Origin of the sequence: Pseudomonas sp. WS 5079, assembly GCF_012985465.1 — a bacterium.
Taxonomy (GTDB): Bacteria; Pseudomonadota; Gammaproteobacteria; order Pseudomonadales; family Pseudomonadaceae; genus Aquipseudomonas.
The window spans coordinates 1-20214 of the sequence record NZ_JAAQWN010000020.1; the positions used below are offsets into that span (position 1 = coordinate 1).

Consider the following 20214-nt stretch of genomic DNA (forward strand, 5'->3'; position numbering starts at 1 on the left):
TCCTGCGCGATGAGTCGATGCACCTGAACTTCGGCATCGACGTGATCAACCAGATCAAAATCGAAAACCCACACCTGTGGGATGCCGAGATGAAGGAAGAAGCGACCCAGATGATCCTGCAAGGGACTCAGTTGGAGATCGAATACGCGCGCGACACCATGCCGCGCGGCGTGTTGGGCATGAACGCGGCAATGATGGAGGACTACCTCAAGTTCATCGCCAACCGTCGTCTGTCGCAGATCGGCTTGAAGGAAGAATACCCAGGCACCACCAACCCGTTCCCGTGGATGAGCGAGATCATGGACTTGAAGAAAGAGAAGAACTTCTTTGAGACCCGGGTGATCGAGTATCAGACCGGTGGGGCGTTGAGCTGGGATTGATCGCAGGCCATCGCCGGCTCGCCGGCGATGGCGCACGCATCAGTTGGAGACTTGCTCAAGAAAGATCAGCTTCAGAGGTTCCAGCAGCAAGTCATCCGCCGTGGCGGCAAAGCGCTGGAAGTACGGCATCGCAAAATGCGCATCGAGGGCCGCCTGGTTCTTGAACGCTTCACGCATATAGAACGTGCCCGGCTCATCACGCAGTTCGAACAGCACGTAATCCAGGTTGCCTGGCTCGGTGCGGGTCGGCTCGACCAAGGCCAGCAGGCCGGCCTTGAGCGCTTGTTCCTGGCCCGGCTTGGCCTTGAGTACGGCGATGGATATCAGGGGTTTGCTCATGCTGGCGACTCCATTGGTAGGTTGGCTGGCGCATGCGGCGAGCATTACGCACAGCGATAAGCCCAGGGCTTTGATCAGGGTGTTCATTGGAAATCCTCAAGCACAATCTTACCCCGCGCCTGGCCGCTTTCCACCAGGGCATGGGCGCTGCGCATGTTGGCCGCGTTGATCGCACCAAAATGCGCACCGAGAGTGGTGTGCAACACGCCTTGGTCGATCAACTGCGCCACCCGGTTGAGCAGGTGGTGCTGCTGGATCATATCCGCCGTTTCAAACAGCGAGCGGGTGAACATCAGCTCCCAGTGCAAGGAAAGGGATTTGAGCTTGAGCGGCATGACGTCCAGGCTGTCCGGGTCATCGATCAACCCCAGCCGCCCTTGGGGGCGCAGCACTTCGACCAATTGCGCCAGGTACTCCTCGGTATGGGTGAGGCTGGCGACATGGCTGACCCCATCGACCCCCAATGCCTGGAGCTGGGCCAGCATCGGCCGGCTATGGTCGATCACATGATGGGCGCCCATGCGCTGGACCCACTCGATGGTCTCCGGGCGCGAGGCGGTGCCGATCACGGTCATTTTGGTGAGTTGGCGGGCCAGTTGCACCAGGATCGACCCCACGCCACCACCGGCCCCGACCACCAACAGCACATCACCCTCGCCTGCGCCTTCAGTCACACCAAGGCGGTCGAACAGCAACTCCCAGGCAGTGATCGAAGTCAGCGGCAAGGCAGCGGCGTGGGCCGCGTCCAGCGTGCGTGGCCGGTGGCCAACGATGCGCTCATCGACCACCTGGAATTCGCTGTAGCTGCCTGCGCGGATCAAGGAACCTGCGTAGTACACCGCATCGCCTGGCTTGAACAAGCTCACGTCGCTACCGACCTGGCGCACGATACCCGCTGCATCCCAGCCGAGGATTTTCGATTCCTGGGCGTAGGTACCAGCGCGCACCTTGGTATCGATCGGGTTGACCGCCACAGCCTGCACTTCCACCAGCAGGTCCCGAGGGCCTGGCTGGGGGGCGTTGATGTTCACGTCGATCAGCGAACGTGGGTCGTCGATGGGCAGGCCATGTTCGGTAAAGGTGATTGCTTTCATGGGAACTCACGAGTGATGAGGGACGATGGCCCTCGATGGCGTGCATTTTTACCGTTCCCAGGACGAAGAAAAATCGACAAAATGCAGCAACACTTTCATTTCTGGAGTGAAAATGATCCGCATCGATGATCTCGGGCTGTTCCTGCGCAGCGCCGCCCTGGGCAGTTTCACCGCCGCTGCGGTGGAGGCCAACCTGTTGCCGGGCCAGGTCGCGGCAGCGATCAAGCGCCTGGAACGCGAGCTGGAAGTACGGCTGTTTACCCGCACCACCCGCAGCCTGCGCCTGAGCGCCGAAGGCGAACAGTACCTGCCCACCGCCCGCAGCGTGCTGGAGCAGTTGGAGCTGGGCCGCGAACGCTTGCGCGGCGATGACGCGCCGCTGCGGGGCACGTTGCAGATCGCCGCGCCGTCGGACCTGGGGCGCAACATCCTGCTGCCGATGCTCACCGAGTTCCGCCGCCTGCATCCAGAACTGACCTTGCGCTTTTTGGTGTCGGACCAGGTCACCAACCTGTTTCGCGACCCGGTGGACGTGGCCCTGCGTTATGGCTGGAACGAGGACGCCAACTACATCGCCCTGCCCCTGGCGCCCTGGAACCGCCGGGTGCTGGTGGCCTCGCCGGACTACGTGGCGCGCCACGGCGCCCCCGCGTCCACCGACGAACTGACGCACCACCCGTGCCTGCTGTACCTGCAAAACAGTCGTCTGCATGACCGCTGGGAGTTGGGCGGGCAGACCGTGCAGGTCGCGGGCCCCTTGTTCAGCGACGACGCCGATGTGGTACGGCGCTGGGCCGTGGCCGGCGAAGGCATCGCCTACAAGACCTGGCTGGATGTGTACGCCGATGTCCAGGCGCAGCGCTTGGTGGTGCTGCTGCCAGAGATTGCCGGGGATGTGTACCCCTTGAGTTTCGCCTGCCCCCATCGTGGGCAGATGTCGCGGGCGGTCACCCAGTTGTATCAATGGTTGAACCAACAGTTCAGCGCCATGGAGCGCCCGTGAACCCTTTTGCAGTGGATTAGGAAAGACGCGGTTTTTATGTCCAATCAAACCATCAAGACGCCGTGCGTCGGCCTGTGTTCCACCGTGTATGGCGACCTGGTGTGCCGTGGCTGCAAGCGCTATCACCATGAAGTCATTCAGTGGAACGGCTACAGCACCGAGGAAAAACAAGCGGTCTGGCTGCGCCTCGAACAGTTGCTGGTGCAGGTCATGGCCAGCAAGCTGGAGGTGTTTGATCCTGCGCGCCTGCGCCAACAGCTGGAGGAGCGCAAGATCCGCTTTATGCCGCACCAGTCGCCGTATTGCTGGGCCTATCAGTTGATTGCCCGAGGCGCACGGGTGATTTCCCGGCTGGATGCGTACGGGTTGGTGTTACTGCCCGAGTTTCGTGAGCGGCACCTGGCGGATTTGCGTGATGCGATTGATCGGGAGTTTTTCCTGCTATCGGAGGCGCATTACCAGCGCTATATCGCGCCGGATTTTTTGCGTGAGGCGTTTGGGCCTCAGTTGATAGCCACTCTCTAAGGCACACCACAAACCCTGTGTGCGGGCTTGTGTGGGAGCGGGCAAGCCCGCTCCTACAATGAGTCCTCATATACCTTGAGGTGTCAGTGGGTCCAGGACGCCGCACGCTCGGTGTGCAGGCCGTAACGTTCAATCGCCTGCTGGCACACCTGCGCCTCCAGGCTGCCCTGCTCCACCAGGGCGGCCAGCGCGGCAAGCACGATGTGGTGGCGGTCCACCTCGAAGAAGTCGCGCAACGCCGCACGGGTGTCGCTGCGCCCGAAGCCATCGGTGCCCAGCACGGTGTAGCTGGAACCCAGGTAGGAACCGATCATCTGTGGCACGGCGCGTACGTAGTCCGACACTGCAACCACTGGCGCACCCTCGGGCAGGCAGGTCGCCAGGTGGCTGCGCTGCGGTTCTTGTAGCGGATGCAGGCGGTTCCAGCGCTCCACCTCGCGCGCATCGCGGGCCAGTTCGCTGAAGCTGGTCACGCTGAACACCTCGCTGGCGATCTGCCAATCGTCTGCCAGCAACTGCGCGGCGGCCTGGGCCTCGCGCACCAGGGTGCCGGAACCGAGCAGGCGCACCTTGGCCCCGGCGCTGCCATCGAGGCGGTACATGCCCTTGATGATCGCCGCCTCGACGCCCTCGGGCAGGCTCGGCTGCGGGTAGTTTTCGTTCATCAGGGTCACGTAGTAGAACTCGTCCACATCGTGCTCAAGCATCTGGCGCATGCCATGGTCGAGAATCACCGCAAATTCGCCGGCGAATGCCGGGTCGTAGGCGCGGCAGTTGGGCACGGTCGCCGCCATCAGATGGCTGCTGCCGTCCTGATGCTGCAAGCCCTCGCCGCCCAAGGTGGTCCGCCCTGCCGTGGCGCCGAGCAAAAAGCCCCGGGCGCGCTGGTCGGCGGCGGCCCAGATCAGATCGCCCACGCGCTGGAAGCCGAACATCGAGTAGTAGATGTAGAACGGCAGCATGCGCAAGCCATGCACCGAGTAACTGGTAGCCGCCGCGACCCAGGAACTGATAGCACTGGCTTCGCTGATGCCTTCCTCAAGGATCTGCCCGTCGGTGGCTTCGCGATAGCTGAGGATCGAGCCGATGTCCTCGGGCTCGTAGCGCTGGCCGACGCTGGAGTAGATGCCGATCTGCTTGAACAGGTTGGCCATGCCGAAGGTACGTGCCTCGTCGGCGACAATCGGCACGATCCGCGGGCCCAGGGCCTTGTCCTTGAGCAAATTGCTGAGCATGCGCACAAAGGCCATGGTAGTGGACATTTCCTTGCCTTCGGCCTGGGTCGCGAAGCCGCCGTAGCCACTCACCGGCGGCACAGGCACCGGCTCGGCGTGCTGGCTGCGGCTGGGCACATAGCCGCCGAGGGCGGCGCGACGCTGGTGCAGGTAGCGCATCTCTGCGCTGTCGGCGGCGGGTTTGTAGAAGCTCAGGGATTCGGCCTGCTCGTCGCTCAGGGGCAGCTGGAAGCGGTTGCGAAAGGCGATCAGCGCATCGCGGTCGAGTTTTTTCTGTTGGTGGGTGGTCATCTTGCCCTGCCCGGCTTCGCCCATGCCAAAGCCCTTCTTGGTCTGGGCCAGGATCACCGTGGGGCGCCCCTTGACCCGCCGCGCGGCGTGATAGGCCGCATGGATTTTCAGCATGTCGTGGCCGCCGCGCTTGAGACGGTCGATCTGCTCGTCGCTCAAGCCGGCCACCAGTTTGGCCAGGGACTCACTCTGGCCGAAGAAGTGCTCGCGGTTATAGGCACCGTCCTTGGCGGCAAAGGTCTGGAACTGCCCGTCCACGGTCTGGGACAAGGTGCGCACCAACGCACCATCCTCATCCTTGGCCAGCAAGGCGTCCCAATCCGACCCCCAGACCAGCTTGATCACGTTCCAGCCAGCACCGGCAAACAGCGCCTCCAGTTCGTCAATGATCCGCCCATTGCCACGCACCGGGCCATCGAGGCGCTGCAAGTTGCAGTTGACCACCCAGGTCAGGTTGTCCAGGCCTTCGCGGGCCGCCAGGGTCAGGGCCGACATGCTTTCCGGCTCATCCATCTCGCCGTCGCCGAACACGCCCCAGACGTGGCGGTCGGTGGTGTCCTGCAAGCCACGATGGTGCAGGTAACGCATAAAGCGCGCCTGGAAAATCGAACTGATCGGGCCAATCCCCATGGAGCCGGTGGGGAACTGCCAGAAGTCCGGCATCAACCACGGGTGCGGATAGCTGGACAGTCCACGGGCACCGGCCTTGACGGCGCCCAGCTCCTGGCGATAGTGGGCCAGGTCCTGCTCGCTCAAGCGGCCTTCAAGAAACGCCCGCGCGTAAATACCAGGCGCGGAATGCGGCTGGTAGAACACCAGGTCGCCGCCGACGTTGTCGTGGCGCGCACGGAAAAAATGGTTGAAGCCCACCTCGAACAGGTCCGCCGCGCTGGCATAGCTGGCGATATGGCCACCCAATTCGCCATAGGCCTGGTTGGCGCGGACCACCATGGCCAGGGCGTTCCAGCGCACCAGCGAGGCCAGGCGCTCTTCGGTGGCCAGGTCGCCGGGAAAGTGCGGCTGCTGGGCAACGCTGATGCTGTTGATGTAGGGCGTGCCATGGCGCGGCTTCCAGCCGATGGCCGGGGTGTTGCCGGCGTCGGCCAGCATATCGAGGATCTCCCGCGCACGTTCGGGGCCTGCGTGGCGTACCAGGGAGTCCAGGGCTTCGCGCCACTCGGTGAGCTCTTGCTGGTCAATGGCTGTTTGATTGACTGTCTTTACGAAACCGTTCATGGGCACCTCCGAGCTGTTTTTTCCAGTTTATGTCTGCCCAAAAGGATTTTTTGACTGTTCTGGCCAGGTGGCGCGGCGATTTGCAGCACAAAACGCTTAAACACAGCTGATTAAAAGCACGTTGTGCTCCAACCACCTGAAACACCGCAATTGTGTTTAAAATGCCGCCCGTTTAATGATCGACGCTGCCCGATGACCCCAGACGCCCTCGCCCTGCTCCATTCCCTTTTGCTCGAAGCCCTGCGCGACGTGCCCACAGAAACCCGGCGCCTGTTCCACGGCCGGGGCCGCTGCTGGCCGGGCCTGGAACAATTGACCGTGGATTGGCTGCAAGGCGTGGTGCTGGTCTCGTTGTTCAAGGAGCCAGAGCCTGCGCAGTTGCAAGCCTTGCAACACCAGTTGCGCGAGCTGTGCGAAAGCGGCGAATGGCAACAGGCCGGCGCCCACACCCTGGCCCTGCAACATCGCTACCTGCCGCAAAGCACCACCGAATGGTTGTGGGGGCAGATGGTCGACGAATTGACCATCACCGAAGGCGGCCTGCGTTATCGCATCGACCTGGGCAAAAAGCAGAACAGCGGGCTGTTTCTGGATATGCGCTACGGGCGCAACTGGGTGCGCGAGCACGCCCATGGCCTGCGGGTATTGAACCTGTTTGCCTACACCTGCGGGTTTTCCGTGGCCGCCATCGAGGGCGGCGCCGAGCATGTGGTCAACCTGGATATGGCCCGTGGCGCCCTGAGCCGGGGTCGCGACAACCACCGGCTCAATGGCCATGACCTGGGCAAGGTGAGTTTCCTGGGGCACGACTTGTTCAAGTCCTGGGCCAAGGTCACCGGCAACGGCCCCTATGACCTGGTGATCATCGATCCGCCGTCCTTCCAGAAAGGCAGCTTCCTGCTGACCAAGGATTACCAGCGCGTACTACGCCGCCTGCCAGACCTGCTGACGCCCCAAGGCACGGTACTGGCCTGCATGAATGACCCGGCGCTGGGCGAAGATTTCCTCATCGAGGGCGTCACCCGCGAAGCACCGGGGCTGCGCTTTGAGCAGCGCCTGGCAAACCCACCGGAATTTCCTGATATCGATCCGCAAAGTGGCTTGAAGGCCCTGGTGTTCCGTCAGGGCTGATGCCGAATCCGTCAACGCTTGCTACCCTAGACCTAACGCCGTGGTGGTGAACCTTATCCCCACCTTCCCGGTCGATACTTGCATCCCTTGGCCAGATTCGACGCTAACTCGCCGTCGGCTGCCCTGTTTCACCTTTTGGAGAACGCCCCTGTGATATCGACCCTGCATGTAGCCAGACTCAAAGCCTGGGGCGCCCATGGTTTTACCGCCACCGGCGTGGTGCTGGCCTTCCTCGCGACGCTGGCGCTGCTGGAGAACCAGCCCAAGGCCTGCCTGCTGTGGCTGGGCCTGGCGTTGATCGTGGATGGCGTGGACGGGTCGCTGGCGCGGCGGGTCAATGTGCAGACCGTGCTGCCAAGCTTCGATGGCTCGGTGCTCGACCTGGTGATCGATTACCTCACGTATGTGTTTATCCCGGCGCTGTTCATCTACCGCTATATCGACCTGCCGGACTTCACCCACCTGTTCACCGTCTCGGTGATCCTGGTGTCATCGCTGTTCTGCTTCTGCAACGTCAATATGAAGAGCAAGGACAACTACTTCCAAGGCTTCCCGGCGGCCTGGAACGTGGTGGCGCTGTGTGTCTACATCATCGATCCGGACGGCTGGATCACCCTGGCCACGGTGATCGGCCTGGCGCTGCTGACAGTCACGCCGATGAAGTTCCTGCACCCGTTCCGGGTCAAGCGCTTTATGCCGATCAATATTGCGGTGACCACGGTGTGGCTGCTGTGCAGCCTGTTGCTGGTGATCGACCGGCCGTACACCAACACGTTGACCATGGGCCTGTGGTTGTTGATGTCGGCGTACTTCCTGGGGATTTGTATCTGGCGCACGGCAGTGGAGTGGTTGGATAAATCGCGTAAGGCATGATGTGCGGCGCCATCGCCGGCAAGCCGGCTCCTACAAAAGCACAATCCCTTGTAGGAGCTGGCTTGCCAGCGATAATCCTCAACGATAACGCTCGGTACCTGACACCCTGCGATCGATAACAGAGTGTGGGCAGGGTCAGAACGCCAGCTTGAAACCAATCAACCCCAGCATCACCGCCAGGCACGGGCGCAGCAGTTCGTCCGGCACCCGGCCTGACATGTGGCTGCCAACGTAGATCCCCGGCAGCGACCCCATCAGCAAGAACCCCAACAAATGCCAGTCCATGTTGCCCATGCTCGCGTGCCCTAGGCCGGCGACCAGGGTCAGCGGGACTGCGTGGGCGATTTCGGTGCCCACCAGGCGTTTGGTGGCCAGGAACGGGTACAGGATAAACAGCGCCACGGTGCCCAGGGCGCCGGCACCGATGGACGTCAGGGCGACCATGGTGCCGAGGATCGCACCGGTGAATACCGTCAGCCCGTTGAGATTGCGCGGGCTCATATGGTAGTGGTCGCCTGCATGGTGCTGGGCAAAGGCCAAGAGTTTTTTCTTGAACAGAATCGCCAGGGCCGTCAGCAACAGCACCACACCCAGGGCTTGCTTGATCACCTCGTTCATCGCGCTCGGATCGGTGTGCAGGCTCTTGAGGAACCACAACGTCAGCAACACCGCCGGCACGCTGCCCAGGGTCAGCCAGCCGGTGATGGTCCAGTCGATATTCCTGTTCTTGCCATGCACCAGCACCCCGCCGGACTTGGTGATGGCTGCATACAGCAGGTCGGTGCCCACGGCCGTGGCCGGGTTGATGCCAAACCACAACAGGATCGGAGTCATCAGCGACCCACCCCCGACGCCGGTCATACCGACGATAAAACCAACGATCAGGCCTGCAACTACAAAACCAAAATTACCCACATCCATTACAACTACCTGCGGCCTTATAAAATTCTGGCGGCAGCATAGCGATTTTTCTTATAACGACTTATATCAATACGATCTGACTTTATTCCTTTTTCAGCTCACAGATTTATTTGTCGCGCCGTGCATCCAGTCAGCCGCGCCATGAGTAGTACAGGAAGTAGCCCTTGCGCTGCTTTGCTGTTCACCCTTATGGAGAGACACCAATGAACTCTAAACCGCTGCTCTGCCTGACCTGCCTGCTTATCGCCGCCCCAACAGCCTTTGCCCAGGCCACCCTGCCCGACAGCATCAAAGTGCCGGATGGCCACAAGGTGACCATGCAAACCACGGGTGTCGGCGAAATCACCTACGAATGCCGCGACAAGGCCAACGCTGCCGGCCAGACCGAATGGGTGTTCGTCGGCCCCAAGGCAGTACTCAATGATCGTAGCGGCAAGCAGGTGGGTACCTACTTCGGCCCGCCCGCCACCTGGCAGGCCCAGGACGGTTCGAAAGTCACCGGCACGCAACTGGCCGTAGCGCCGTCCAGCGCGGGCAACCTGCCCTATCAACTGGTCAAGGCCAACCCCGCCGAAGGCAAGGGTGCAATGAGCGGTGTCAGCTATATCCAGCGCGTGGCACTCAAAGGTGGCGTGGCGCCGAGCGCCGAATGCAGCACCGCCAACAAGGGCAAGCAGGAAGTGGTGAAGTACCAGGCGGACTACATCTTCTGGGCGGCCAAATAATGCGCCTGGCAAAAAAACTCGTCTAAGCTGCTGCGCTAGCACCCCGGCCATTCGCGGCCGGGGATTGACCCTGAAAAGGCGGCCCCAGTCCTTGCCCGAACCTCTCTTTGACTATGAAGCCTGCCTGTTGGCCTGCGCCCGCGGCGAACAGCACGCCTTGCGTCAGTTGTACGAACAGGATTGCGCCCGGCTGCTCGGCGTGGCCAAGCGCATTGCGCGGGATACGGCGCTGGCGGAGGACATCGTGCATGAGGCGTTTATCAACATCTGGAACGGCGCCGGCGGCTTCGACCCGCGCCGGGGTTCGGCCCGTGGCTGGGTGTATAGCGTGACCCGGCATATGGCGCTCAACGTCATGCGTAAAACGGGCCGTGAAGTCGCGCTCAGCGACGAGCATGAACACACACTGGTGGCTGAATCCAGCGCCGCGCATTTCGAATACCGCGCCCGTAGCGCCAAGGTTTACCAGTGCCTGGAACACCTGGAGCCGTCGCGCCGCAGTTGTATCTTGCATGCGTATGTCGACGGCCTGTCCCACAGTGAAATCGCACAGAAACTGGGCACCCCGCTGGGGACTGTCAAAGCCTGGATCAAACGCAGCCTCGCGGCCTTGCGTGAGTGCATGGCATGACTCCCGACGAATTGGACGAACTGGCCAGCGAATACGTGCTGGGCACCCTGGCAGCCGAGCAACGCCTGCACGTGCAGCAACGGCTGGAGCACGATGGGCCCTTGCGGGCGGCGGTGGATGCCTGGGAACAGCGCCTGTTGCCGCTGACCGAACTGGCCGCGCCGGTGGCGCCGTCGCCCTACCTGTGGCGGCGCATTGAGCGCAGCCTGGGCCATCGCGCGGTGGGCGATACGCCGTCGGTGCCGTGGTGGAACCTGCTGGCGCTGTGGCGTGGCCTGGCCGGTGCTGGCTTGTTGGCCAGCCTGGTCCTGGCCGCGCTGCTGCTGGCCCGCCCCGCTGCCGTCAACCCTACCGCCTACGTGGTGGTGCTGATGGCCCCGCAAAGCCAGGCGCCCGGCTGGGTGGTCCAGGCCAGCGACAGTCAGCAAATCCAACTGATCCCCCTGGGCGTGATGGAAATACCGGCAGACAAGGCACTGGAATTCTGGACCAAGGGTGAGGACTGGCAAGCCCCGGTTTCCCTGGGGCTGGTCAAGCCGGGGCAGAGCCTGTCGATCCCATTGGACAAACTGCCACCGCTGGCGCCGAACCAGTTGTTCGAGATGACCCTGGAAGGCCCCAATGGCTCGCCGACCGGTAAGCCGACCGGGCCGATCCAGGCGATTGGCCGCGCGGTGAAGGTGATCTAGCACTGGATTAAAACGCCGACTCGCGCCATCCTCCGCGTTTTACGCCGCCTTAACTGCGGCGCTTGACGCTCAAAGGATATGTTCATGCACGACCAAGCCCTCGCCCCTGCCGATTTCGAGTTCATCGAAGACATTCTGCTCAAGTACGGCGACGACAACTCGGTGTTGAACCTGGCCGAGCTCGATGGTTACTTCACCGCCCTGGTGTCCGGCCCGGCACCGGTGGACGTTGCCATCTGGTTCCCGGCCATCTGGGGTGGGCAGATCCCAGCCTGGGAAAGCAAGGATGAGCTGGGGCAGTTCATCGACCTGTGCACCCGCCATCTCAATAGCATTGCCCTGCAGTTGGCCAGCGATGCCGAGGGTTTCCAGGCGCGTTTTGAACAAACCGAACACCAGGACCAGCCGCTGACCCTCGCCGAGGAATGGTGCTTTGGCTATATCCGTGGCGCCGCGATCAGCGAATGGCCGCCCCTGCCGAGCGAACAGGCGGCACAGTTGGAAGCCATCTCCTGGTGCGCCGAGCAGGACAACTTCGAATTGCCGGCCGACCTGGATGTCCCGGCCCACCAACAACACGTCGCGCGCATCGAACCGGCCGCCAGGGCCTTGCATGCCTATTGGTTGAGCCAGCGCGGTTAAACCTGCGCCACGATTTGACCCTGCCGTGCCGGATGGTCGATTATTCGTCTCCGCCAGCCGGCCACTCCCAGCCACCGCGCCTTGAATCAGGAGCCTTGTACCTTGAGTTCGCAGAAAACCGTGACCGTGACACCGCCCAACTTTCCATTGCACGGCAAGGTAGCGCCTCCCGGCTCCAAATCCATCACCAACCGCGCCCTGCTGCTGGCGGCCCTGGCCAAGGGCACCAGCCGCCTGAGCGGCGCGCTGAAAAGCGACGATACCCGGCATATGTCCGTGGCCTTGCGGCAGATGGGCGTGACCATTGATGAGCCGGATGACGTGACCTTTGTCGTCACCGGCCACGGCAAGCTACAACTGCCGGCGCAACCGTTGTTCCTGGGCAACGCCGGCACCGCGATGCGCTTTCTCACAGCCGCCGTGGCGACCGTGGACGGCAGCGTGGTACTGGATGGCGACGCGTACATGCAAAAGCGTCCTATCGGCCCGCTGCTGGCGACCCTGAACCAGAACGGCATCCAGGTACAAAGCCCCACCGGCTGCCCGCCCGTGACCGTGCATGGTCGCGGCAAGGTGCAGGCCAAGCGCTTCGAGATCGACGGCGGCCTGTCCAGCCAGTACGTGTCGGCGTTGTTGATGCTCGCGGCCTGCGGCGAGGCCCCGATCGAGGTGGCCCTGACCGGCAAGGACATCGGCGCCCGTGGTTATGTCGACCTGACCCTCGATTGCATGCGCGCGTTTGGCGCCCAGGTGGAAGTGGTCAACGACAGCACCTGGCGCGTGGCCCCGACCGGCTACACCGCCAATGATTACCTGATCGAACCCGACGCTTCTGCCGCCACCTATCTGTGGGCCGCCGAAGTGCTGACCGGCGGCAGCATCGACCTGGGCGTCGCCGCACAGGATTTCACCCAGCCCGACGCCAAGGCCCAGGCCGTGATCGCCCAGTTCCCGCAGATGCCGGCCACGGTGGTCGGCTCGCAGATGCAGGACGCCATCCCGACCCTGGCGGTGCTGGCGGCGTTCAACAATACGCCGGTGCGCTTCACCGAACTGGCCAACCTGCGGGTCAAGGAGTGCGACCGCGTCCAGGCGCTGCATGACGGCCTCAACGAAATTCGCCCGGGCCTGGCGACCATCATCGGTGACGACTTGCTGGTCGCCAGCGATCCGGCGTTGGCCGGCACTGCGTGCACCGCGCTGATCGACACCCACGCCGACCACCGCATCGCCATGTGCTTTGCGCTGGCGGGGCTGAAAGTCTCGGGCATCAAGATTCAGGACCCGGACTGCGTGGGCAAGACCTATCCTGAGTACTGGAACGCCCTGGGCAGCCTGGGCGTGCAACTGACCTACTGAGCCGTCAGCACCAGCGTGGGGAGGGAGTGATCATGACAATTCGCCAGCCCTGCCCACCTGCTGTATGTGACTGCGAGCGCGAGCAACTGCTCGAGGCGCCCGGCACCGACCAGCGCATCCTGCAACTGACCCGCCAGGAAGAAAAAAAGCTGCTCGAACGCCTGGAAAACCTGCAAAGCCTGGCCGACCTGGAACGCATGCAACAGCTGATGCACCAGCAACTGGGCATCCGCGTGCACATCGCCCCGGGGCATACCGAAGTCAAAAGCATGCGCGGGATCCAGATCGTCATCGACGAACTGCCGGGCCTGTGTCGCAAGACCCGGCAGTCGATTCCGGCAGCAATCCGCAAAGGGATGGAGAAGCGGCCGGAGATTGCCTATCGGCTGCTGGATGCCCACGACCTTTTCCGCGACAGCCCAACCCTGTAATGCCATTCAGTTAAGCGAACGCAATGCTCAAAGCAGCGCAGATCAAATGTGGGAGCGGGCTTGCCCGCGATAGCGGAGTGTCAGTCAACAGATATACCGACTGACATGACGCCATCGCGGGCAAGCCCGCTCCCACAGGGGATCTGCGCTTAACTGAACGACATTACGGCTTGCCGTCTCCTACAGGGCGCAGCGGGTTTGCACGAACAGTTGGGCCTTGCGGGTCATTTGGTCGAAATGCCGGTCACGCTGTTTCTCGGCATCGATCATCGCGCGCTTGCCGTGTTTGTGTAGCAGGTAGGTGTGGATTTGCCGCACCTCCAGCGAACTGTAGATCGACGCCACATCCAACACGCCCATCAGGCCATCGGTGCTGTAGTCGCGGGTGTTCATCAACACCTGGGTGCCACGCACGCCGCGCACCTGGAAACCCATGGCTTCGAACGCCGGGACTTTTTCCACCGCGCAGGTCAATTCACCATGGGGGTAGCGGCCGAGCATCTCGTCCATCATCGCCCGCGCCACGCCCTGGCGGCGGTGGCTAGCATGCACGGCCATATAGGCCACACCGCAGGCCTCGGGATCGTCCTTGACCGGCAGGTACAGCAAGAAGCCGATGACCTTGGCCGGGTCCTGCTCATCCATCGCGACGATCAGCTCGACCGCAATGCCCTTGGCCCCGCCCACCGCTTCCAGGTACAGGTGCACTTCGTAGCCGATTGCATACTGGTAGACGTTGTACAGCAGGTTGCTCGGCGGGATGGCGACCATGCTGATATCAGTCAGGTAGTCGACCACCATCTGCAGGATCTGGCTGTTGACGGGCTCGGGGCATGGGCTGGCGTAGTGGGTAAGGGTGAACATCGAATTCCTGTTTCCTGGTCTTTCGCAATCAAGGCAGCGGGGATTGTACCTGTTCTGCGCCACACACCTCGCGCAAACAGCCGCGCAACCAACGATGCGCGAGGTCGGCATCCAGGCGTGGGTGCCAGAGCATCGCCACGCTGAACTCAGGGGCTTGCACCGGCAGGGCAAAACTGCACAGGCCATCGCGCAGGCCGCGGGTATAGCGCTCGGGAACGCTGGCGATCAGGTCGGTCCTTTGCGCCAGGGCCACGGCCGTGGAGAACCCGGTGACGATGGTCGCCACGTCCCGCGTGAGGTGCAAGGCCTCAAGGGCATCGTCAATCTGCCCACGCTCGCGCCCGCGCCGCGACACATAGATATGCCGGCCGGCGGCGTAGCGCGCGGTGGTGATGGGGCCCTGGCTCAGTGGGTGGCCGGCACGCACCACGCCGATAAAACGGTCGCGAAACAGCAACTGGGTCAGCACTTCCGGGTTGGCCGTGCTATCGACCACGCCGGTTTCCAGGTCCACCCCACTGTCGCGCAGCGCTGCACCGGGCTTGTGCACAAAGTGCAGGCGCACCCCGGGTGCCTGTTCGGCGACACGGGCGATCAGCGCCGGGCCGAAACTTTCGACAAAACCTTCGCTGGTGCGCAGCACAAAGGTGCGCACCAGGCCCTTGAGGTCCAGGACCTGCAGCGGCCGCAACAGCGCTTGGGCATCCTGCACCAGTTGGCTGACCTGCTCACGCAGTTGCAGGGCGCGTGGCGTCGGCACCAGGCCACGGCCGGCGCGCACCAGCAAGGGGTCGCCGGTGGTTTGGCGCAGCCGCGCCAACGCGCGGCTCATGGCCGAGGGGCTCAGGCCCAGGCGCTGGGCGGCACGGGCGACGCTGCCTTCGGTGAGCAGTACGTCCAGGGTAATCAGCAGGTTGAAGTCAGGCAGCGACACGGTGGCAATCCTCATCAGGCGTTTGACGCATGTATAGAGTGCAACCGATGCGTCTTCCGCCATGTTAGGCGACGCCGTAGATTGCGGGCAACGGCCACGGTGCAGCACGAGGACATCCCATGACATCCCCTACCCCACGCGGCGCACTCGCCGGTTTGTCGCTGTGCATGTTGTTGGCCTCGCTGGGCACCAGCATTGCCAATGTCGGCCTGCCCCAGATGGCCGAGGCCTTTGCTGCAACCTTTGCCGCGGTGCAGTGGGTGGTGCTGAGCTACTTGCTGGCGACCACTGCCGTGCTGGTAGGCGTGGGCCGTCTGGGCGACCGCTTCGGCCATCGCCGCCTGCTGCTGGCGGGCCTGCTGGTGTTCGCCGTGGCCTGTGCCCTGTGCAGTACCGCGCCGTCCCTGGGCATGTTGGTCGCGGCGCGGGCACTGCAAGGGTTTGGCGCGGCGATCATGCTGGCAATGACCATGGCGCTGGTCGCGGCCACCGTCCCCAAAGAGCAGACCGGGCGCGTCATGGGGTTGCTGGGGACCCTGTCGGCGGTAGGCACCGGCCTGGGGCCGGCCATTGGTGGCGCGCTGATTGCCGCGTCTGGCTGGCGCGCGCTGTTTCTAGTGATGCTGCCGTTGGCCGCCCTCGCTTGTGTGCTGGTAAGAGGCACACCGGCCGATAGCGATCCACAAGCCTCGGGCGCTGGCCGCTTCAGTGTATTCGCGACACTCCATGACCGCGCCCTGGGCGCCGGGCTTGGCATGAGTACGCTGGTGGCGGCGGTGATGATGACCACCCTGGTCGCCGGGCCGTTTTACCTGAGCCATGGCCTCGGACTCGACCCCGCGCAAATGGGCCTGGCCATGGCCGTCGGCCCCTGTAGCGCGGCGCTGGCGGGTGTACCGGCCGGGCGCCTGACCGACCGCTGCGGCAGCTACGCCACCACGCTGGGTGGCCTGCTTTGCATGCTGGCCGGCAGCCTGGTGCTGGCGTTGATGCCCCTGGACGCCGCCGGTTACATCGGCGCGCTGGTGATCCTCACCCTGGGCTACGCGCAATTCCAGGCGGCCAACAACACGGCGGTGATGAGCAATGTGTCGGCGGGTCGACGCGGGGTGATTGCAGGCTGGCTGAACCTGTCGCGCAATCTGGGCCTGATAATCGGCGCGTGGGCACTGGGTGCAGTGTTTGCCTGGGGCACGGGCGATATCCATTCTGCCCTGCCACCAGCGGTCGGCCAGGGCTTGCACATGGCCTTCGGGGTGGCCTCGGGGCTGGTCGTACTGGCGCTGCTGTTGGCCTTCACGCGCCGGGTAAAAACGCTGCAAGCCAGCACGGCGCCTTGACAAGGGAAAATCGTAACGGCTATTGTCTGACAACCTGATTACCTAGGTTTTGCCATGCTTGAGCTCCAGCGTCCAGATTCCCTCGTCGTGCGTGTTGTCAGCGCCATACGGGCCGAGATTGACTCCGGACAAATGGCGCCCGAGTCGCGCCTGCCTACCGAGCAGCAGTTGGCGGAACAGCTGAATGTCAGCCGTTCGGTGGTGCGCGAGGCGATTGCCCAGCTCAAGGCCGATGGCGTACTGACCGCCCGGCGTGGCCTGGGCTCGTTTATTTCGCAGACCCCGGCCGGCACGGTGTTCCGCTTTCCGGAAAAGAACGGCCGGCGCCCTGACCTCGCGCAAATGTTCGAGGTGCGCCTGTGGATCGAAACCCAGGCGGCCTCCATTGCTGCCCAACGCCGCGACGCGGGCGACCTGCAGCGCATGAAACGCGCCTTGCAGGAAATGCACGACAAGCGCGCCGACTTTGAAGCTGCAGCGCTGGCCGACGTGGAGTTTCACCGGGCCATCGCCGACGCCAGCAAAAACGAATACTTCGTCGCCTTCCACGACTTTTTGCGCAGCCAGTTGGCCAGCGCGCGCAAGACCGCCTGGGAAAACTCCGCCTCGCGCTTTGCCAGCGGCTCGGCCGATGCCACCCAGGAACACCAGGCGCTGTACCAGGCCATCGTCGACGCCGATCCCCAAGGCGCCGCCGCGGCCGCCGAAGCGCATTTGCGCGCGGCCGCCAAGCGCCTGCAACTGGAGCTGCCCGCTACCCACTGATCGACCCAAGACCGATAAAGCGTGCCTGCGGGCGCGCCGTTTTTTTAACAAAAACATTAGTCTGACAACCTGATAAGCAGACTGAAATGTACTGATTTAGGTAGCCCACATGATTTATGACTTTTGCATCATCGGCGGCGGCATTGTCGGCCTGGCCACCGCGATGGAGCTGCTCAAGCGCCAGCCCAACGCGTCCCTGGTGATCCTGGAAAAGGAAGCGTTGCTGGCCAAGCACCAGACCGGCCACAACAGCGGCGTGATCCATGCCGGCATCTATTACGCGCCGGGCAGCCTCAAGGCCGACCTGTGCAAGCGCGGCGCCGAGGCCACCAAACAGTTCTGCCGCGAACATGGGATCAAGTTCGAGGTGTGCGGCAAGTTGCTGGTGGCCTCCACCGCCCTGGAAGTGCAGCGCATGGAAGCACTCTATGCGCGCTCGCAACTCAACGGGATGAAGGTCGAGCGCCTCGACGCCGAGCAGTTGCGTGCCCGCGAGCCGAACATTGTCGGCCTGGGCGGGTTGTTTTTGGATGCCACCGGGATTGTCGACTACCGCCAGGTCTGCGAAACCATGGCCGGGGTGATTCGCCGCAATGGCGGTGAGATCTGCCTGGAAAAAACCGTGACGGCGATTGCCGAAGACAGCGACAAAGTCACCGTCAGCACCCACGACGGTGCCTGGCAGGCGCGGCACCTGGTGGTGTGCGCCGGCCTGCAATCGGACCGCCTGGCAACCCTGGCCGGGATCGATATCGACCACCAGATCATCCCGTTCCGGGGCGAGTATTTCCGCTTGCCCGCGTCAAAGAACAACATCGTCAACCACTTGATCTACCCGATCCCCGATCCGGAACTGCCGTTTCTGGGGGTGCACCTGACCCGCATGATCGATGGCAGCGTCACCGTCGGCCCCAATGCCGTGCTGGGCCTGGGCCGGGAGAACTACAAGAAGTTTTCCGTCAACTGGAAGGATGTGGCCGAGTACGCGCGCTTCCCCGGGTTCTGGAAAACCATCTGGCAGAACCTTGGCTCGGGCAGCGTGGAAATGAAGAACTCGTTGTTCAAATCCGGCTACCTGGAGCAATGCCGCAAGTATTGCCCGTCCCTGGAACTCGACGACCTGCTGCCCTACGAAGCCGGGATCCGCGCCCAGGCGGTGATGCGCGACGGCAGCCTGGTGCACGATTTCCTGTTCGCCCAGACGCCGCGCATGTTGCATGTGTGTAACGCGCCCTCACCGGCAGCCACCTCGGCCATTCCGATTGGCGAAATGATCGCCGACCGCATGTTCAGCCCCAACTAAATACCCCTGTAGGAGCTGTCTCGCCCCGCGAGACTGCGATGGCGGCGGCACAGGCAACCAATATATCGCCTGAGCCACCGCCATCGCAGCCTCGCCAAGGCTCGACAGCTCCCACATTTGAGCGCGTTCGCAACACCCTAATAAATATAATGACTGAGAAGGAAGTACAGCATGACGGCAAAAGCCCACAACCCCGCCACGGTGGAAACCCCGGCACAAACCAAGAAGCGCCTGCGCAAGGTCGCTGCCGCCACGATCTTCGGTTCGATGCTGGAGTGGTACGACTTCTACCTCTACGCAACCATGGCGGCGATTGTCTTTTCGAAGATCTTCTTTGATAACAGCGACCCGAAGACCGCGACCCTGATGGCGTTCTCCACCTTCGCCATCGGCTTCATCGCCCGCCCTTTCGGCGGCATTCTGTTCGGCTACCTGGGTGACAAGTTCGGTCGTAAACATGTGCTGGTGTTGACCTTCTGCATGATGGGCGTGTGCACCACGCTGATCGGCCTGATCCCCAGCTACGCCTCGATTGGTATCTGGGCGCCGATCATTCTGGTGTTTATCCGTATCATCCAGGGCCTGGGTGCCGGCGCCGAGTTGTCGGGCGCGGCAGTCACGTCCTACGAGCATGCGTCAGAAGGCAAGCGCGGCAGCCAGGGTGCCTGGCCGGCGCTGGGCTTGAACCTGGGCCTGCTGCTGTCATCGCTGACCGTGTACCTGCTGACCATCAATGGCAATGAGTTCCTGCTGGCCGGCGGCTGGCGCATCCCGTTTATCTGCAGCATCGCCCTGGTGGGCGTGGGCCTGTGGGTACGTAACAGTATCCCGGAAACCCCGGAGTTCAAGGAGCTGAGCAAGGAGCCGGCCAAGGCCAAGGTCTCGCCGCTCAAGGCACTGTTCAAGAACGACCTCAAGGGCCTCGCGGTGGTGTTCTTCGTGGCAATTGGCTACAACGCCCTCAGCTACATCTTCAAGACCTTCTCCCTGGCCTACCTCACCCAGTTCAAGGGTGTGGATGTGCACGTCACTTCGCTGTCGGTGACCATCGCCAGCCTGGTGGCGATTGTCGCCGTGCCGTGCTTCGGCTGGCTGTGTGACAAGTGGAGCAGCAAGTCGGTACTGGTGCTGGGCGGCGTGCTGTCGCTGCTGTTCGCCTACCCGTTCCTGGCGCTGCTGAACACCGGGGAAAGCCTGATGATCTACCTGGCCATCGGGATCGGCACCGGGATCCTCGCCCCCATGATGTTCGCGCCACAGGGTTCGTTCCTCAGCCGCCAGTTCCCGACCCAGACCCGCTCTTCAGGCTTCGGTACCGGGCGTGAAATCGGTACGGCCATCGCCGGTGGCCTGGCGCCGCTGGGTGCCTTGTCGATGGTGGCCGCCTCGACCACACACTCGACGGATGGCGTGGTGATCATCCTCGCCATCGCCTCGGTGCTGGTGGTGGTGTTTGCCCTGTGTGACCAGGGCCGCAAGCACTCGGCATTCAAGAACTAGGGG

At 63.0% G+C, this 20214-nt stretch carries 21 protein-coding genes; 15 read left to right on the forward strand and 6 right to left on the reverse strand.

Annotation, left to right across the window (positions count from 1 at the left end):
• Positions 1–380 (forward strand): ribonucleotide-diphosphate reductase subunit beta (locus tag HBO05_RS28500; RefSeq protein WP_170058888.1); only part of this gene is annotated, 380 nt, incomplete at its 5' end.
• Between the two features lie 39 nt (positions 381–419).
• Here HBO05_RS28500 and HBO05_RS28505 read toward each other — a convergent pair.
• Positions 420–719, reverse strand: coding sequence for a putative quinol monooxygenase (locus HBO05_RS28505; protein ID WP_169957065.1), 300 nt, complete (start codon positions 717–719; stop codon positions 420–422).
• 83 nt (positions 720–802) lie between these two features.
• On the reverse strand, positions 803–1813 hold the full coding sequence (locus tag HBO05_RS28510; RefSeq protein WP_169957064.1) for a zinc-binding alcohol dehydrogenase family protein: 1011 nt from the start codon (positions 1811–1813) through the stop codon (positions 803–805).
• 112 nt (positions 1814–1925) lie between these two features.
• Between HBO05_RS28510 and HBO05_RS28515 the strand changes: the two genes are divergently transcribed.
• Positions 1926–2816: a LysR substrate-binding domain-containing protein gene (locus tag HBO05_RS28515; protein WP_170043230.1), complete on the forward strand. Its 891-nt coding sequence runs from the start codon at positions 1926–1928 to the stop codon at positions 2814–2816.
• 36 nt (positions 2817–2852) lie between these two features.
• Entirely contained in the window at positions 2853–3341 is a 489-nt protein-coding gene (locus tag HBO05_RS28520; RefSeq protein ID WP_172314947.1) for a DUF1289 domain-containing protein, read from the forward strand.
• An 83-nt stretch (positions 3342–3424) separates the two neighbouring features.
• Here the strand turns inward: HBO05_RS28520 and mdeB are convergent, their stop codons facing one another.
• Positions 3425–6103: an alpha-ketoglutarate dehydrogenase gene (gene mdeB, locus HBO05_RS28525; protein WP_172314949.1), complete on the reverse strand. Its 2679-nt coding sequence runs from the start codon at positions 6101–6103 to the stop codon at positions 3425–3427.
• Positions 6104–6295: 192 nt separating this feature from the next.
• On the opposite strand from mdeB, the gene HBO05_RS28530 reads away from it, so the two are divergent.
• Together HBO05_RS28530 and pcsA are read left to right on the forward strand one after the other, a co-directional pair.
• Positions 6296–7234 carry a class I SAM-dependent methyltransferase gene (locus tag HBO05_RS28530; protein WP_170043227.1) on the forward strand — a complete coding sequence of 313 codons (939 nt, stop codon included), beginning with the start codon at positions 6296–6298 and terminating at the stop codon, positions 7232–7234.
• 150 nt (positions 7235–7384) lie between these two features.
• Entirely contained in the window at positions 7385–8107 is a 723-nt protein-coding gene (gene pcsA / locus HBO05_RS28535) for a phosphatidylcholine synthase (protein ID WP_172314951.1), read from the forward strand.
• A 135-nt stretch (positions 8108–8242) separates the two neighbouring features.
• On the opposite strand, the gene HBO05_RS28540 is transcribed toward pcsA, so the two are convergent.
• Positions 8243–9028 carry a sulfite exporter TauE/SafE family protein gene (locus HBO05_RS28540; protein WP_172314953.1) on the reverse strand — a complete coding sequence of 262 codons (786 nt, stop codon included), beginning with the start codon at positions 9026–9028 and terminating at the stop codon, positions 8243–8245.
• A 203-nt stretch (positions 9029–9231) separates the two neighbouring features.
• On the opposite strand from HBO05_RS28540, the gene HBO05_RS28545 reads away from it, so the two are divergent.
• The 6 genes from HBO05_RS28545 (at position 9232) to HBO05_RS28570 (ending at position 13505) form a co-directional block, all read left to right on the forward strand.
• Positions 9232–9753 (forward strand): DUF3455 domain-containing protein, encoded by a 522-nt coding sequence (locus HBO05_RS28545; protein WP_172314955.1) that lies wholly within the window; start codon positions 9232–9234, stop codon positions 9751–9753.
• Positions 9754–9844: 91 nt separating this feature from the next.
• On the forward strand, positions 9845–10384 hold the full coding sequence (locus HBO05_RS28550; protein WP_169957055.1) for a sigma-70 family RNA polymerase sigma factor: 540 nt from the start codon (positions 9845–9847) through the stop codon (positions 10382–10384).
• The gene (locus HBO05_RS28555; protein WP_169957054.1) at positions 10381–11073 is read left to right on the forward strand and encodes an anti-sigma factor; all 693 of its coding nucleotides are present in this window, start codon (positions 10381–10383) and stop codon (positions 11071–11073) included. The genes HBO05_RS28550 and HBO05_RS28555 overlap by 4 nt, the downstream gene beginning before the upstream one ends.
• 84 nt (positions 11074–11157) lie before the next feature.
• On the forward strand, positions 11158–11715 hold the full coding sequence (locus HBO05_RS28560; protein WP_172314956.1) for a UPF0149 family protein: 558 nt from the start codon (positions 11158–11160) through the stop codon (positions 11713–11715).
• Between the two features lie 102 nt (positions 11716–11817).
• Entirely contained in the window at positions 11818–13074 is a 1257-nt protein-coding gene (gene aroA, locus HBO05_RS28565; RefSeq protein ID WP_169957052.1) for a 3-phosphoshikimate 1-carboxyvinyltransferase, read from the forward strand.
• 32 nt (positions 13075–13106) lie between these two features.
• On the forward strand, positions 13107–13505 hold the full coding sequence (locus HBO05_RS28570) for a hypothetical protein (protein ID WP_170043224.1): 399 nt from the start codon (positions 13107–13109) through the stop codon (positions 13503–13505).
• A gap of 180 nt (positions 13506–13685) precedes the next feature.
• Here the strand turns inward: HBO05_RS28570 and HBO05_RS28575 are convergent, their stop codons facing one another.
• Both HBO05_RS28575 and HBO05_RS28580 read right to left on the reverse strand, forming a co-directional pair.
• Positions 13686–14369 carry a GNAT family N-acetyltransferase gene (locus HBO05_RS28575; RefSeq protein WP_169957050.1) on the reverse strand — a complete coding sequence of 228 codons (684 nt, stop codon included), beginning with the start codon at positions 14367–14369 and terminating at the stop codon, positions 13686–13688.
• 28 nt (positions 14370–14397) lie between these two features.
• The gene (locus tag HBO05_RS28580; protein WP_172314958.1) at positions 14398–15303 is read right to left on the reverse strand and encodes a LysR family transcriptional regulator; all 906 of its coding nucleotides are present in this window, start codon (positions 15301–15303) and stop codon (positions 14398–14400) included.
• 119 nt (positions 15304–15422) lie between these two features.
• Here HBO05_RS28580 and HBO05_RS28585 point away from each other — a divergent pair, with 119 nt between their 5' ends.
• The 4 genes from HBO05_RS28585 (at position 15423) to HBO05_RS28600 (ending at position 20211) form a co-directional block, all read left to right on the forward strand.
• Positions 15423–16643, forward strand: coding sequence for an MFS transporter (locus HBO05_RS28585; protein ID WP_172314960.1), 1221 nt, complete (start codon positions 15423–15425; stop codon positions 16641–16643).
• Between the two features lie 54 nt (positions 16644–16697).
• A complete protein-coding gene (locus tag HBO05_RS28590) occupies positions 16698–17408 on the forward strand; it encodes a FadR/GntR family transcriptional regulator (protein WP_172314962.1) in 711 nt (236 codons plus the stop codon).
• A gap of 109 nt (positions 17409–17517) precedes the next feature.
• The gene (gene lhgO / locus HBO05_RS28595; RefSeq protein WP_169957047.1) at positions 17518–18711 is read left to right on the forward strand and encodes an L-2-hydroxyglutarate oxidase; all 1194 of its coding nucleotides are present in this window, start codon (positions 17518–17520) and stop codon (positions 18709–18711) included.
• A 171-nt stretch (positions 18712–18882) separates the two neighbouring features.
• Positions 18883–20211, forward strand: a complete 1329-nt coding sequence (locus tag HBO05_RS28600; RefSeq protein ID WP_090290982.1) for an MFS transporter — start codon at positions 18883–18885, stop codon at positions 20209–20211.
• Positions 20212–20214 lie beyond the last annotated feature (3 nt).

Excerpts from the sequence above, each read along its gene's own strand:
- lhgO (WP_169957047.1), top strand. The coding sequence starts at position 17,518 with ATGATTTATGACTTTTGCATCATCGGCGGCGGCATTGTCGGCCTGGCC.
- HBO05_RS28520 (WP_172314947.1), top strand. The coding sequence starts at position 2,853 with ATGTCCAATCAAACCATCAAGACGCCGTGCGTCGGCCTGTGTTCCACC.
- HBO05_RS28585 (WP_172314960.1), top strand. The coding sequence starts at position 15,423 with ATGACATCCCCTACCCCACGCGGCGCACTCGCCGGTTTGTCGCTGTGC.
- HBO05_RS28540 (WP_172314953.1), bottom strand. The coding sequence starts at position 9,028 with ATGGATGTGGGTAATTTTGGTTTTGTAGTTGCAGGCCTGATCGTTGGT.
- HBO05_RS28505 (WP_169957065.1), bottom strand. The coding sequence starts at position 719 with ATGAGCAAACCCCTGATATCCATCGCCGTACTCAAGGCCAAGCCGGGC.
- HBO05_RS28515 (WP_170043230.1), top strand. The coding sequence starts at position 1,926 with ATGATCCGCATCGATGATCTCGGGCTGTTCCTGCGCAGCGCCGCCCTG.
- HBO05_RS28590 (WP_172314962.1), top strand. The coding sequence starts at position 16,698 with ATGCTTGAGCTCCAGCGTCCAGATTCCCTCGTCGTGCGTGTTGTCAGC.
- HBO05_RS28530 (WP_170043227.1), top strand. The coding sequence starts at position 6,296 with ATGACCCCAGACGCCCTCGCCCTGCTCCATTCCCTTTTGCTCGAAGCC.
- HBO05_RS28555 (WP_169957054.1), top strand. The coding sequence starts at position 10,381 with ATGACTCCCGACGAATTGGACGAACTGGCCAGCGAATACGTGCTGGGC.
- HBO05_RS28545 (WP_172314955.1), top strand. The coding sequence starts at position 9,232 with ATGAACTCTAAACCGCTGCTCTGCCTGACCTGCCTGCTTATCGCCGCC.
- HBO05_RS28600 (WP_090290982.1), top strand. The coding sequence starts at position 18,883 with ATGACGGCAAAAGCCCACAACCCCGCCACGGTGGAAACCCCGGCACAA.
- HBO05_RS28510 (WP_169957064.1), bottom strand. The coding sequence starts at position 1,813 with ATGAAAGCAATCACCTTTACCGAACATGGCCTGCCCATCGACGACCCA.
- HBO05_RS28570 (WP_170043224.1), top strand. The coding sequence starts at position 13,107 with ATGACAATTCGCCAGCCCTGCCCACCTGCTGTATGTGACTGCGAGCGC.
- HBO05_RS28560 (WP_172314956.1), top strand. The coding sequence starts at position 11,158 with ATGCACGACCAAGCCCTCGCCCCTGCCGATTTCGAGTTCATCGAAGAC.
- HBO05_RS28575 (WP_169957050.1), bottom strand. The coding sequence starts at position 14,369 with ATGTTCACCCTTACCCACTACGCCAGCCCATGCCCCGAGCCCGTCAAC.
- mdeB (WP_172314949.1), bottom strand. The coding sequence starts at position 6,103 with ATGAACGGTTTCGTAAAGACAGTCAATCAAACAGCCATTGACCAGCAA.